This window comes from Paractinoplanes tereljensis (assembly GCF_016862435.1).
Lineage (GTDB): Bacteria > Actinomycetota > Actinomycetes > Mycobacteriales > Micromonosporaceae > Actinoplanes > Actinoplanes tereljensis.
This window is the reverse complement of record NZ_BOMY01000002.1, coordinates 195,119-208,456: the sequence shown is the minus strand read 5'-3', so window position 1 is coordinate 208,456 and position 13,338 is coordinate 195,119. Positions and strand designations below refer to the sequence as shown.

Below are 13,338 nucleotides of genomic sequence, written 5' to 3'. Positions count from 1 at the left end.
TCCTCGCAGGATTCCGGTCATGAGACGAACCTTTGTTGTCCTGAGCCTCACCGGTGCACTGGCTCTGGCCGCATGTGGTGCCCCCGCGGCGGTCGCTTCCGATGTGGCCGACGAGGCCGTCGCGCTTCAGCAGGTCGGCTTCGAGACGGGACTGGCGGACACCCCATCCGCGGAGGCATCGGCCGGCGACGCCCCACGTAAGACGATCCGTAAGTACCTGCGCCGCAACACCCTGCACGGCGAGGTGGTCATCCAGACCAGGAAGAACGGCCCGAAGACCGTGGTGGTCCAGCGCGGCTCGGTCACCGCGGTCAGCGCCGACAGCGTGTCGGTGAAGTCCACCGACGGGTTCGCGCTGACCTGGAAGTTCGGCGACAAGCTGCGAGTCGTTCAGGACCGCAAGACGACCGAGCTCTCGGCGCTGAAGACCGGTGCCGAGATCGGCCTCGCCGGAACCAGGGACGGCGACGTCACCTCGGCCCGCCTGATCGCGATCACGTAGACGGGCCGCGGCCCGTCTCCCCCGGGACGGGCCGCGGCACTAGGGGTAAGGCTCTATTGGAGGAACTCCCCGAGCGGCGAGAGCAGCAGGCCCCCCAGCTGCGCCGCGACCCGGTCGAGATGGGCACGTTCCTTGTCGGTGGCGGACATGTCGTGCCGGATGCCCCACAGCTTCTGCGCGTTACGCCAGGCGACGTTCCGCGTGTACTCCACCGCCTCGCCCTGCCACCAGTCGTCGAGGCGGCCGTTCATCGTGTCGATGAGCAGCTGCCACTTGTCCAGGTAGCCGCGGCGCAGGCCGGGGATGGCCACCGCGAAGATCTCGTTGATCTGCAGATAGTCGTGGTGCTGATCGCTGTCGTCGATCGGGTCGGTGCCCAGGTGATCGAACGTGGTCACCAGGGCGAAGGGCAGATCGAAGTTGATGTGCGCGTTCACCCCCGCGCAGGCGGACGGCAGCGGACGGCAGTCCGGCCCGGGTATCCGCTGGAACAGCCCGGTCCAGACGCGCGGGCAGTGCGGACTGGTGTCCGGTCCGGCCCACGCGCGCAGAGCATCGAAGTAGCGCGCCGCGAACTCCACGTCGAGGCGCGACAGAAAAGCCGGGTCTTTGAACTTCCCCCCGTAGAGGCGTTCGAGAACACCCTCGGTGATCGTCAGGTAGAGCTTGTTGAAGTCACAGAGCGGGTTATCGGCCAGCAGGGGTGGCACGCGGCCGAGGATGTCCTGCAGCTTCGTCAGCTGATCAACCACGGCGGGTACGTCGTCGGGGTGCGATTGCAGCAGGTCTGACATCTCCTGCCGCACCGGACCCCAGACCGACTGGGTCATCGGTTCCTCCAGGTGAATCTCCACACGGAGGGCCCCCAGCACCGGCCGGCGACGGTAGCCGCCGGCCGGTGCTCCCCCGTACGGTCAGCCTTCCATCGCCGACGTACGTAGGGATCGGTAGAACTACGTATTCCGCGTACGCATATAACGGTAAGGTCACGCCGCGGTCAGGAAAACCCGGCTGGCCTGCACCCGCGTGCGTACCTGAAGCTTGTCGAAGATATGCCCGACGTGTACGCCGACCGTGCGCTCCGAGATGAACAGCCGCTCGCCGATCTCCCGGTTGGTCAGCCCCTCGGCCACCGCGGCCAGGACCTCCCGCTCGCGCTGGGTGAGAACGCCCAGCTCATCGTCGGGTTCGGGGCCGGGCGGGTTGATCGGGACTGTGTCGGCGTCGTCGGCCAGCGCCACCCGGAACCGGTGCGCCGTGGCGACGATCTCGGCCGCGAGCGGCCGGGCCCCCATCGCGATCGTGGTCGCGTACGCCTCCCGCAGCGCGACCACCGCGGTGGCCTTGCGGGTCTTGCGGGTCAGCGCCGCCTCGGCCCGGCGCAGCCGGGAGTAGGCCGCCGGGTAGGGCTGGCTGCGCCGGTCCCAGGCCACCGCGGCCCGGATCCACGGCTCCGGGTCGTGGCGTTCCTCGATCCGGCTGATCTCGGCGTTGCACAGGTCGATGTAGCCGTCGATGACCGCACGCACCGGGTTGGCGGCCGTGCCGACCCCCTCGGCCATCCGCTCGACGACCGTCTTGAGCCGGCGGATCGCACCCGGGTCGACCTGGTCGCCGGCCGCCCGGGCCTCGGCCTCGGCGCGCAGGCCGTGCCAGGCCAGCACGCCCAGCAGCACCAGGTCGTCGGAGCGGGTCTCGGTGAGTCCGCGCTGGACCGCGGCGCGGGCCTGGGCCCAGCGGCCCTGCCACATTGCCAGGCCGGCCCGCAGGGTAAGCATCGGCAGCACGTGCCGGGCACCCCCACCGGCCAGCAGGGTGGCGACCGCGTCCAGGTCGCGGTGGGCGGCATCGATGTCGCCGAAGCCGACCCAGAGCCGGCACCGGGCCAGCAGCAACTCGACCGCGTCGGCGCCGGACGGGCGGTGCCGCATGGCCGCCTCGAGCACCTGGTCGGCCTCGGCCCACTGACCGACCCGGAACAGGCCGTTCCCGGCGATGGCGAGCAGGCGGGTCTGGTAGGTGCGGCCGACGCCGAGCGAGGCCAGGCGCTCCGCGCCGCGGCGGGCGACAAGCACCCCCTCCTCGACGTTGTTGAGCGGGCCGGCCAGCAGCTCGGCCAGGTGCAGGTAGGCGACGCCGAGGTCGTCGGGGTGCCCGGACCGCTCGGCGATCTCGACGGCCTGCCGGATGACCGCGAGACCCGCGTCGGGGTCTTCCCGGAACGCGGAGCTGAAGCCGAGCGCGGCGCTGGCCCGGACCAGGTCGGCGGTCGTGCCGTTCTCGGCGGCCAGGTCGAGGGCCTCGGTCGCACGCTCGTAGGCATCGGCGTACCGGCCCAGGTGAACCAGCAGCTCGGCGAGGTAGGCGGCGGCCGACGCGCGCTGCCGGGGCGCGCAGTCCGGCGCCTGCAGGGCGAGTTCGTACTCCACCTCGGCGGTCGCCGACCGGCCGGCCGCGGCGAGGTAGCGGGCCCGGCGCAGGTGCAGCTCGCAGCGGCCGGGCGCGTCGGACCGGTTGGCCAGCTCGGCCAGCCGGGTCAAGGCACGCTGGTGCTCGCCGCACTGATGGGCCGACTCGGCCGCGTGTGCGAGCAGCTCGGTGCGTTCCGGTGCGTCGCCGGCGATCAGGTCCAGCGCCAGTGACCAGTAGCGATGGGCCTCGGTAAAGCCGTACATCTGCTCGGCCGACCGCGCCGCCGCGACCACCGACGGCAGCGCCCGGGCCGGCTCGCCGGCCTTCTGCCAGTGATGGGCGAGCCGGGCGTGATCGGCCCCGCCACTGCCCTCCATCGCCTCGGCGTACCGCCGGTGCAGGGCGGCCGCCTCGGCCGGCAGGACCTCGGATTCGAGGACCTCGGCGACCAGCCGGTGCCGCAGGCGGTAGCCCTCGGCGGCGCTGGCCACGAAGCGGTGCGCCACGGCCGCCCGGATCGCTTCGATCAGCTCGTCCTCGGGCAGCTTGGTGACCCGGGCCAGCACGGTGTGCTCGACCGGCTCGACCCCGGCCGCGACGGCGTGCACCACCGCGTGCGCCTTCGGCGGCAGCTCGTCCACCCGGGACAGGAAGATCTCGCGCAGCGTGTCGGACAGCTCGATGCGGCCGTCGCGCAGGTCACGGGCCAATTCCTCGACCACGAACGGGTTGCCGCCGGAGCGCTTGAAGACCCGGTCGGAATCCTCCGGCTCGATGCCGCCGGCGATCGCGTTGACCAGCTCCAGGGTCTGGTCGCGGTCGAGGGGGGAGAGGTCCACGACGCGTACGGATCGCAGGCGCCGCAGCTCGGCCAGCACCCGGCGCAGCGGGTGGGCGCCGTGCAGCGCCTCGGCGCGCACCGCGGCCAGCACCGAGAGCCGGATGCCGCCGAGGCCGGCCAACAGGTAGAGCAGCAGCTGACGGGTGCTCCGGTCGGCCCACTGCAGGTCGTCGAGGACGAGCAGCAGGTGCTTGTCGCCGGCCACGGCGCGCAGGTCGCGGGAGACCCGGTCGAGCAGGGCGCCCGGATCGTCGGTCTGATCTATCTGCCGAAGCTCCGGATCGTGTTGGCGCAGAGCCTGCAGAACCGGGTGCAATGGTGACGCATCGCCGATATCGAGGCAGGTTCCGGACAGCACGGCAACGCCCGTGGCGCTCATCGCCCGGGCGGTCTCCCGCAACAACCGGCTCTTGCCGACGCCACTCTCGCCGGTGACGAACACCGCGGCAGTGCCGCCCGGGCCGACGTTGCGCAGGTCGGACTGGACCTCGGCAAGCGTGTCGGTGCGACCGACAAGCGGACCGTCGTCCCCCTCGTCGCTGGCCATGGAGGGCAGCCTAGTGCGAATCGACCTAGCACGTTGTCGTCGGTTCGGTCTGTTCTGCGTCACAAAAATGACGGGGAGCCACTCTGTCAGAGATACGTCGTTCTGACGATCCAGAAGTGGACGGCGGCTGGCACCGTTTCTCCCCGGGGCAAGCAAGGAATTGGGGGAGCGTGAGACATGACCGCAATCGCTATGGCGGAGCAGGAGCGGCGTCAGACCGTGACCGTCCTCTTCATCGACATCGTGGGGTTCACCTCGCTGGTCGACGACCTGGACTGTGCGGTGGTTCGCGCATTGCAACGTGACTACTTCGCGACCGTGTGTGAGGTGGTCCGCGCGGGGGGCGGAGTTATCGAGAAGTACGTCGGGGATGCGGTGATGGCAGTCTTCGGCACCGGATCGGGGGGATTCGGGCCGGAAGCGGCCGCTTCGGCGGTCCGGGTGGGCCTGTCGGTCCAGGAGGCGTTGAGGGGGCAACTCCTGGCCGGCAGGTTCGCCGTACGTACTCGGGTGGGTCTCGCGACCGGCGACGTGATCGTCGATGTCGCGGCCGCCCGGGATTTCGGGCACAACATGATCAGCGGAAGCGTGGTCAGTACGGCCGCGCGACTGCAGGCCTACGCGCCGCACGACACCGTCGTGGTGTGCGCGTCGACCCAGGCGGTCACCGATGAGTTGATCGCTTATCAGGAGCTGCCGCCGGTCCGGGTGGCCGGCAAGCCGTACCCGCTTGATCTGTGGCGTGCGTTGCAGCCGCAGCGGGTCCCGGCCGGCGTGGGGCAGCTCTGCGGGGTGGGCGCCGAGTAACCGGCGTCCGCACGGGTGGGCGCCGACCAGGGCATCGGCGCCCACCTCCGCCGTGTGTTCTCTCACGATCGTGAGAGTGGCTCAGGCGGTGTTGAACGGAGATTGTCGGAGGCTCCCGGTAGGCTCGCCGCGAATTGACCACCTAGGGCCGATCGGGAGTGCCACCTCGTGACCGCGGAAATCCTGTACGGGGCTGACGACCTCACGCACCTCGAAGGGCTTGATGCTGTCCGCAAGCGCCCGGGCATGTACATCGGCTCGACCGACAGCCGCGGCGTCAACCACCTGGCCAACGAGATCATCGACAACTGCACCGACGAGGGTGTCGCGGGCCACGCCACCAATGTGGCCGTGATCCTGCACGCCGACGGTTCGGTCCAGGTCGACGACGACGGCCGGGGCATCCCGACCGACATCAACGCCAAGTCCGGCCTCAACGGCGTCGAGCTGGTGCTGACCCGGCTGCACGCCGGCGGCAAGTTCGGCGGCTCCGGCTACAAGACCTCCGGCGGCCTGCACGGCGTCGGCGCGTCCGCGGTCAACGCGCTCTCGCTGCGTTTCGACGTGACGGTCAAGCGCGACGGCAAGGTCCACGAGCTGTCCTTCCACCGCGGCCAGCCCGGCGTCTTCGACGGCCCGGGGCCGACCGCCCGCTTCACCCCAGAGTCCGGCCTGCGGGTCGTGCGCAAGATGAAGCGCGGCGAGCCGACCGGCACCTCGATCCGCTATTGGTATGACGCTCGTTACTTCGAGACCGGCGCGCGGCTCGACGCCGACTCGGTGCGGGCCAAGCTGCGCAACACGGCTTTCCTGGTCCCCGGCGTGGTCTACACGCTGCGCGACCTGAACGCCGAGGAGGTCACCACCGAGACCTTCCACTACCCGCACGGTCTGACCGACATGGTGGAGTTCCTCACCCACGCCGGCGACAAGCCGGTCTCCGGCATCCTGATGGTGAACGGCGAGGGCACCTACAAGGAAAACGCCGCCGACGCCAACGGTGTGATGCAGTCCAACGTCGAGCGACGCGCCGAGATCGAGGTCGCGTTCCGCTGGGGCACCGGCTACGAGCGCACCGTGGAGTGCTTCACCAACACGATCCGTAATGCGCACGGCGGCACGCACCGTAAGGGTTTCGAGCGGGCTCTGGTCCGGGCGATGACCGAGGCGATCCGCAACACCCGAGGTTTATTGCGCCCCAAGGAGGACCCGCCGGTCCTCGACGATCTGCTCGAGGGCATGACCGCGGTCATCCACGTGCGCGTCCCCGAGCCGCAGTTCACCTCGCAGACCAAGGACGAGTTGTCCACGGCCGGGGTGACCCGGGTGGTGCAGAGCCTGATCGAGGCGTACATCAAGGAGTGGGTCGACGGCCGCAAGACGAAGGCCGAGGCCCGCACCGTCCTGCAGAAGGTCGTGGACGCGGCCCGGGTCCGGCTGACCCAGAAACAGCAGAAGGACGCGGCCCGCCGCAAGACCGCCCTCGAGGGCGCGTCGATGCCGCCCAAGCTGGTCGACTGCCGGGCCACCGGCATCGCCCGCTCCGAGCTCTACATCGTCGAGGGTGACAGCGCCCTCGGCACCGCCCGGATGGCCCGCAGCTCGGAATACCAGGCGCTGCTGCCGATCCGCGGCAAGATCCTCAATGTCCAGAAGGCGTCCCTGCAGCAGGTGCTCGACAACGCCGAGTGCTCGGCGATCGTGCAGGTGCTCGGGGCCGGTTCGGGGCGCACGTTCGAGATCGCGTCGATGCGCTACGGCCGCGTCATGATCATGGCGGACGCCGACGTCGACGGCTCGCACATCCGCACGCTGCTGATCACCCTGTTCGCGAAGTACATGCGACCGGTGATCGAGGAGGGCCGGCTGTTCGCCGCGATGCCGCCGCTGCACAAGGTCGTCACCAAGGGCCGCAGCTCGGAGACCATCTTCACCTACACGCAGCAGGAGATGGAGACCACTGTCGCGCGGCTGGAGAAGTCCGGAAAATCCGTGCAGCGACCGGTGCCCCGGTTCAAGGGTCTCGGTGAGATGGACGCCGACGAGCTGTGGGACACCACGATGAACCCGGCGACCCGCACGGTCCGGCGCATCACGCTGCTCGATGTCGAGCGAGCCGAGGAAACCCTCGAGCTGCTGATGGGCGAGCGGGTCGAACCCCGGAAGAACTGGCTGATCGAGGCGGCGGGCCGCATCGATCAGGAGACGATCGACGCCTGAGAGAGGTCGCTGCTTCATGGCACGCCGCAAGAACACCGACAACCGCGTCGACCTGTCCGCCTTCGACCAGGCCGGCGCGCACGTCATCGACAACCCTCTGACCACCGAGGTCGAAGACTCGTACTTGGAGTACGCGTACTCGGTGATCCACTCGCGCGCCCTGCCGGACGCGCGGGACGGCCTCAAGCCGGTGCACCGCCGCATCCTGTGGTCGATGTCCGAGCAGGGCCACCGCCCCGACCGGGGCTACGTGAAGTCCGCCCGGGTGGTCGGCGACGTGATGGGTAAGTACCACCCGCACGGCGACGTCGCGATCTACGACGCCCTGGTCCGGCTCGCCCAGGACTTCTCGCTCAACGCCCCGCTGATCGATGGCCACGGCAACTTCGGCTCGCCCGACGACGGCCCGGCCGCGGCGCGTTATACCGAAGCCCGGATGTCGCGCGAGGCGATGCTGCTGGTCGGCGAGCTGGGCGAGGGCACTGTCGACTTCAAGTCCACCTACGACGGCTCCGACGTCGAGCCCCGGGTGCTGCCGGCCGCGTTCCCCAACCTGCTGGTCAACGGCACGTCGGGCATCGCGGTCGGGATGGCCACCAACATGATCCCGCACAACCTCGGCGAGGTCGTGGCGGCCGCCCGGCACCTGATCACCAGCCCCGACGCGTCGCTCGACGAGCTGATGCGCTTCGTGCCCGGCCCCGACCTGCCCACCGGCGGCCAGCTGCTCGGCCTCGACGAGGTCCGCCGCGCCTACGAGACCGGCCGGGGCGTGGTCCGGATGCGGGCCCGCGCGCAGACCGGCCTGCTCGAGGGCGGGCGCGGCCGGCAGGCCATCACGGTCACCGAGCTGCCCTACGGCATCGGCACCGAGAAGATCATCGAAGCGATCACCGACGAGGTGAAGGGCAAGCTGATCACCTCGGGTCCGCGCCGCGGCCAGCGCCAGGCCGCCCGGCTGGCCGGCATCGCCGACGTCAAGGACCTCACCGACCGCGAGCACGGCACTCGGCTGGTCATCGAGTGCAAGGTCGGCGTCAACCCGCAGGCCCTGCTGGCCGACCTCTACCGGCTGACCCCGTTGGAGAGCTCGTTCGGCATCAACAACCTGGTGCTGCTCGACGGCCAGCCGCAGACGCTGGGCCTCAAGCCGCTGCTCGAGGTCTTCGTCAACCACCGCTACGACGTGGTCACCCGGCGCACCCTGTTCCGCCGCACCAAGCGCGAGGACCGCCTGCATCTGGTCGACGGCCTGCTGATCGCCCTGATCGACATCGACCGGGTGGTCGCCATCATCCGGGGCAGCGACGACGCGTCGGCCGCCAAGGCGTCCCTGATGAGCGAGTTCTCGCTCTCCGACATCCAGGCGACGTACATCCTGGACACCCCGCTGCGCCGGCTCACCCGCTTCGACCGCATCGAGCTGGAGACCGAGCAGGAGCGGCTGCGCGCCGAGATCGCCGAGCTGTCCCGCATCCTCGACAACGAGGACGTCCTCAAGCAGGTCGTCTCCGACGAGCTGGCCGAGGTGGCCACTGAGTTCGGCGCGCCCCGGCGCACCACGCTGATCGACGGCGACCTCAAGGAGGTCCTCGCGGCGTCGGTCCCGGCCGGCCCGCTCGAGGTCGCCGACGACCCGTGCCAGGTGATCCTGTCGGCGACCGGCCTGATCGCCCGCACCGCGGCCGAGAGCGAGGAGGCCACCGAGGCCCGCCGCCGCTCCGGACGGGTCAAGCACGACGCGGTCCGCGCGGTGATCCACTCGACCGCCCGCGGCCGCATCCTGCTGATCACCAACCGCGGCCGGGCGTTCAAGACCGACGTGCTGCCGCTGCCGGTGCTGCCCGAACAGTCCGGCACGGTGTCGGTGCGCGGCGGCATGTCCGCGGCTGAGCTGGTCCCGCTGGAAAAGGGCGAGAAGGTCGTCGGCCTGGCCCCGCTGACCGACGACAAGGGCCCCGGCCTGGCGATGGGCACGAGGCACGGCGTGGTCAAGGTGTGCGCACCCGAATGGCCGGTCCGTTCCGACGAGTTCGAGGTGATCACCCTCAAGGACGGCGACGAGGTCCTGCAGGCCACCTGGCTCACCGACGGCAACGAGACCCTGGCGTTCGTCACCTCCGACGCGTCGATGCTGCGCTTCCCGGCCAAACTGGTCCGCCCGCAGGGCCTCAAGGGCGGCGGCATGGCCGGCATCAGCCTGACCGCCGAGTCCGAGGTGCTCACCTTCAACGTCGTGGTGACCGCCGACGCCGCCCACGGCGAGCCGATGGTGGTGACCTCCACCGGCACCCAGGTGAAGGTGACCCCCTTCGCGCAATATCCGGCCAAGGGCCGCGCCACCGGCGGCGTCCGGGTGCAGCGCTTCCTGAAGGGCGAAACCAGGCTGGCGGTGGCCTGGGTCGGCCCACGCCCGGTCGGCGCCAGCAGCACCGGCGACCCGGTCGAACTCCCCGACCCCGACACCCGCCGCGACGGCTCAGGCACAGCGGTGATCATGGGCCCACAAATCGTAGGCCACCTGATCGAACGAGGCTGATTCTTCCGTCGGACTCCAGGGCAACCCCGTCGCTTGCGGCGGGGTTGTTTTCTTACGCTTCCTTTTTCCGTACGCCGATCGACCGGTCCCGTGCCACTCAGTTTCTCTGCGCGAGACGCACCCTCCGCGCGCCCCCGCCGGGCGGGCCCGGCGGTTGACGCCCGACCGCCGCCGGGTCTCTCGTAGCGTCACACTCCGGCCTTGCGCGGCGCCGGCCTTGCGCGGCGCCGGCCTTGCGCGGCGCCGGATTTGCGCGGGGCCGGCCTTGCGCGGGGCCGGGTCGCCTCGTCCATGAGCTTGATCAGCGTTCCCGGGCTGCCGCGGCGGGCCGCCGCGGCGAGGGCGGCCCTCGCTGACCACGCGAGAGCGAGCCGGAACGAGGACCTGAGCCTGTCCTGCCGATCATGAGAAGGCTGCACCGGCCGGCGGCCGCCTCGCGGCCGGTGCCAGGCACCGCCTGGGCCTCGCCTCACTCCCGCGGTCCGGCCGGGACGGCTAGGTTGAGGCGACCTGGCCGCGGAGAACGTTGGCCAGTAGGTCGGCGTCTACCGGTTTTTGCAGGTAGGGGGCGTCGGCTGGGACCAAACCGGTGGACAGCGCTATGTGCCGGGGGATTCCGGTGGCGTAGACGATTTTGATGTTGGGGAACGAGCCGGCGATGGTCTGGGCGAAGCGGGTGCTTTCGCCGGGCAGCGACAGGTCGGCCACCAAGGCGTCGATCTCGCCTGGGTGCTGCTGGCAAATTTCTACGGCGGCTGGGCCGCTGCTGGCGCCGTACACGTCGAAGCCACGCTTGCGCATGGCGTACACGGTGGTTTCCAGGATGTCGGCATCGTCATCAACCACGAGAATCGTAGGTTGGGGCATAATCCCTCGATCCGCCACGAAAGGGTCTCTTCTCCCCGGAGATTACGCCATCCCGAGGTCAGGCGAGGCCGGACTGGTAGGCGAAGACGACCAGCTGTGCACGATCCCGCGCGCCCAGCTTGATCATCGAGCGGCTCACGTGGGTGCGGGCGGTCGCCGGGCTCACCACCAACTGGGCGGCGATCTCGTGGTTGCTGAGGCCGCGGGCCACCAGGGTGACGATCTCCCGCTCGCGGTCGGTGAGCCGGGCCAGGTGCGGGTGCGGCCTGTTCGGCCGGGGTGCCAGGCCGGTGAACTCGCGGATCAGGGTCTTGGTCACCGAGGGGGCCAGCAGCGCGCCGCCGTCGACGACCGTGCGGACCGCCTCCAGCAGCAGCGCGGGCTTGGTGTTCTTCAGCAGGAAGCCGCTGGCGCCCATCCGGAGCGCGTCGAACACGTACTCGTCCCGTTCGAACGTGGTCAGCACGATGACCCGGGTGCCGGACAGGTCGGGGTCGGTGACGATCCGGCGGGTCGCCTCCAGGCCGTCGATGCCGGGCATCCGGATGTCCATCAGCACGACGTCGGGGCGGGTGCGGCGGGCCTGTTCCACGGCGGCCAGCCCGTCGGCGGCCTGGGCGGCGACCGTGAAACCGTCCTCGTTGTCGAAGAGCGCGCACAGCCCTAGGCGCACGAGTTCCTGGTCGTCGGCGAGCAGCACGGTGATCACGGCAGGTCCCGGGGGATGGTCGCGGTCACGGTGAACACGCCGGGCGCGGGGCCGGCCGCGAAACAGCCGCCCAGGTGCTCGACCCGGCGGCGCATGCCGGTGATGCCGAAGCCGTCGGCGTGGGCGGTGTCCCAGGTCTGGTTGGTGATCCGCAGGTCGACGCCGCGCGGGCGGTGATGGATCGCCACCCGGGCCCGGGGATGCGGCGAATGCTTCACGACGTTGGTGAGCGCCTCCTGCACGACCCGGTAGGCGGCCAGGTCGGCGGCGGCCGGCAGCGGGTGCGGGTGGCCCTCCACGTCGAGGTCGACGGCGACCCCGGCGGTGCGGACCCGGGCGCAGAGGTCGGCCACCCGAGCCAGGCCGGCGGCCGGCGCCCGGTCACTCGGAGTGATCGCGGCCAGCGTGACGCGCAGTTCGTCGAGGGCTTCGGCGCTGGCCGCGCTGATCGCGGCCAGCGCCTCGTGGGCCATCGCCGGCCGGGCCTCCCGCAGGTGCAGCGCGATGTCGGCCTGCATCTGGATCGCCGCGAGGCCGTGCCCGACCACGTCGTGCACCTCCTGGGCCAGGCGCAGCCGCTCGGCGTCGACGATGCGCCGCTCGGTCTCGGCCCGCTCCCGCTGCTGCGCCTCGACCACCAATCGGCGGGCCAGGCCGAGCGTGAACGGCACGGTCACCCAGGCAATGCCGGGGATCAGCCCGTCGATGCCCGGCCCGCCGTCGACCAGGACGTGCCCGAGCAGCAGGACCAATGCCGGAGCCGCCCAGACGGCCGCCCGTCGCGGGTGGCGGCCGCGCGCTACGGCGTACGAGCAGACGGCCACCGGGAGCAGAATCGGCCCGTACGGATATCTCATGAGCAGGTATGCGGAGGCGCCGGCGGCCGTTGCGAGCAGCGCGAGCGCCGGCCATCGGCGGCGCAACGCCGGCGCCGAGCCGGTCGCGACGACCAGCACGGCGGCCAGACCGTCGACCGGCCGGTCCACCGTGGAGGCATGGTTGATCAGCGGCAGCGTGGCCAGACCCACGATGATCAGCGCGGCGGGCACCGCCGCCTCCCGAGGACGCATGCCGACACGGTCCCGCATCCGGGCGGCCCGGCGCATCCCCGCTCGGGCGTATCCCGCATACGTCGCCGAGCGTAGAGCCGAAGCCGCTCGCGGGCCGACGATCCGCGGCCGCCCGGGCGCCAGGCTGAGGCCATGAAAGTGAAGACCCGACGGCTCTGGCTGGTGCTGCACATCATGTCGGCGAGTGCCTGGATCGGCATCGACGTCCTGGTGGCGGTGCTGGTCGCGGCCGGCATGCTGGGTGACAGCGCGAGCCGGCGCGGGCTGGCCTACCAGGCGCTCGGCACGTTCGTGTGGTGGCCGATGCTGACGTCCGGGCTGATCTGCCTGGTCACCGGGGTGGTGCTCGGTCTCGGCACGAAGTGGCGGCTGTTCCGCTACCGCTGGGTGGTCGTCAAGATCGTCCTCAACGTCGGCCTGTGCACCCTGATCCTGCTCGCGTTGCGGCCGTCGATGCCGGTGGTGACCACCTACGGCGAGGCGGTCGCCGCCGGAATGCCGGCAAGCATCGGCGCTACCAGCCTGTTCATGCCGCCGATCGTCTCGCTCACCGCACTGACCCTGGCCACCGTGCTGTCCGTCTACAAGCCATGGGGCCGTCTTGTGCGACGCTCCTCACCTGGTCCGGGGCCATGAGTTGTCCCGGCGGAGCGATGTCCGGCGGGCGAACGGGAGCGTCCGCCACGCCGACCGGGTCATCTTCCTGGAGGGTGGCCGCGCGTCGTGGAGGGCAGCCGGCGGTCGTCGCCGGATCGCAGTGAAGATCGACTAGCGGTTTGTGTTTTCCGGCGACCGTTGGTCCGTCTCCCTATGCGTGGTCAGCG

Annotated in this window: 10 protein-coding genes; 5 read left to right on the top strand and 5 right to left on the bottom strand. The window is 70.7% G+C overall.

The genetic code is table 11. The annotated features are described in order from the left end of the window. Positions 1 to 19 precede the first annotated feature (19 nt). Positions 20 to 502: a hypothetical protein gene (locus Ate02nite_RS02285; RefSeq protein WP_203798113.1), complete on the top strand. Its 483-nt coding sequence runs from the start codon at positions 20 to 22 to the stop codon at positions 500 to 502. Positions 503 to 555: 53 nt separating this feature from the next. On the opposite strand, the gene Ate02nite_RS02280 is transcribed toward Ate02nite_RS02285, so the two are convergent. Both Ate02nite_RS02280 and Ate02nite_RS02275 read right to left on the bottom strand, forming a co-directional pair. Then, positions 556 to 1,332, bottom strand: a complete 777-nt coding sequence (locus Ate02nite_RS02280; protein ID WP_203798111.1) for a DUF5995 family protein — start codon at positions 1,330 to 1,332, stop codon at positions 556 to 558. Between the two features lie 156 nt (positions 1,333 to 1,488). After that, on the bottom strand, positions 1,489 to 4,302 hold the full coding sequence (locus Ate02nite_RS02275) for a helix-turn-helix transcriptional regulator (protein WP_203798110.1): 2,814 nt from the start codon (positions 4,300 to 4,302) through the stop codon (positions 1,489 to 1,491). Between the two features lie 177 nt (positions 4,303 to 4,479). Between Ate02nite_RS02275 and Ate02nite_RS02270 the strand changes: the two genes are divergently transcribed. The 3 genes from Ate02nite_RS02270 (at position 4,480) to Ate02nite_RS02260 (ending at position 9,868) form a co-directional block, all read left to right on the top strand. Beyond that, complete coding sequence (locus Ate02nite_RS02270) at positions 4,480 to 5,109, top strand: adenylate/guanylate cyclase domain-containing protein (RefSeq protein ID WP_203798108.1); 630 nt, start codon at positions 4,480 to 4,482, stop codon at positions 5,107 to 5,109. 168 nt (positions 5,110 to 5,277) lie between these two features. Beyond that, positions 5,278 to 7,329, top strand: a complete 2,052-nt coding sequence (locus Ate02nite_RS02265) for a DNA gyrase/topoisomerase IV subunit B (RefSeq protein WP_203798107.1) — start codon at positions 5,278 to 5,280, stop codon at positions 7,327 to 7,329. 16 nt (positions 7,330 to 7,345) lie between these two features. Further along, positions 7,346 to 9,868: a DNA gyrase/topoisomerase IV subunit A gene (locus tag Ate02nite_RS02260; protein ID WP_203798105.1), complete on the top strand. Its 2,523-nt coding sequence runs from the start codon at positions 7,346 to 7,348 to the stop codon at positions 9,866 to 9,868. A gap of 495 nt (positions 9,869 to 10,363) precedes the next feature. On the opposite strand, the gene Ate02nite_RS02255 is transcribed toward Ate02nite_RS02260, so the two are convergent. From Ate02nite_RS02255 to Ate02nite_RS02245, 3 genes are all read right to left on the bottom strand, one after another. Next, the gene (locus Ate02nite_RS02255; RefSeq protein ID WP_203798103.1) at positions 10,364 to 10,714 is read right to left on the bottom strand and encodes a response regulator; all 351 of its coding nucleotides are present in this window, start codon (positions 10,712 to 10,714) and stop codon (positions 10,364 to 10,366) included. Positions 10,715 to 10,793: 79 nt separating this feature from the next. After that, positions 10,794 to 11,444, bottom strand: a complete 651-nt coding sequence (locus Ate02nite_RS02250; RefSeq protein WP_203798102.1) for a response regulator transcription factor — start codon at positions 11,442 to 11,444, stop codon at positions 10,794 to 10,796. Next, the gene (locus Ate02nite_RS02245) at positions 11,441 to 12,514 is read right to left on the bottom strand and encodes a sensor histidine kinase (RefSeq protein ID WP_203798100.1); all 1,074 of its coding nucleotides are present in this window, start codon (positions 12,512 to 12,514) and stop codon (positions 11,441 to 11,443) included. Before Ate02nite_RS02245 ends, Ate02nite_RS02250 begins: the two co-directional genes overlap by 4 nt. Before the next feature lie 132 nt (positions 12,515 to 12,646). Here Ate02nite_RS02245 and Ate02nite_RS02240 point away from each other — a divergent pair, with 132 nt between their 5' ends. Continuing rightward, positions 12,647 to 13,150: a hypothetical protein gene (locus Ate02nite_RS02240; protein WP_203798099.1), complete on the top strand. Its 504-nt coding sequence runs from the start codon at positions 12,647 to 12,649 to the stop codon at positions 13,148 to 13,150. The last annotated feature ends 188 nt before the right edge of the window (positions 13,151 to 13,338 follow it).

Excerpts from the sequence above, each read along its gene's own strand:
- Ate02nite_RS02285 (WP_203798113.1), top strand. The coding sequence starts at position 20 with ATGAGACGAACCTTTGTTGTCCTGAGCCTCACCGGTGCACTGGCTCTG.
- Ate02nite_RS02280 (WP_203798111.1), bottom strand. The coding sequence starts at position 1,332 with ATGACCCAGTCGGTCTGGGGTCCGGTGCGGCAGGAGATGTCAGACCTG.
- Ate02nite_RS02275 (WP_203798110.1), bottom strand. The coding sequence starts at position 4,302 with ATGGCCAGCGACGAGGGGGACGACGGTCCGCTTGTCGGTCGCACCGAC.
- Ate02nite_RS02270 (WP_203798108.1), top strand. The coding sequence starts at position 4,480 with ATGACCGCAATCGCTATGGCGGAGCAGGAGCGGCGTCAGACCGTGACC.
- Ate02nite_RS02260 (WP_203798105.1), top strand. The coding sequence starts at position 7,346 with ATGGCACGCCGCAAGAACACCGACAACCGCGTCGACCTGTCCGCCTTC.
- Ate02nite_RS02245 (WP_203798100.1), bottom strand. The coding sequence starts at position 12,514 with ATGCGTCCTCGGGAGGCGGCGGTGCCCGCCGCGCTGATCATCGTGGGT.
- Ate02nite_RS02240 (WP_203798099.1), top strand. The coding sequence starts at position 12,647 with ATGAAAGTGAAGACCCGACGGCTCTGGCTGGTGCTGCACATCATGTCG.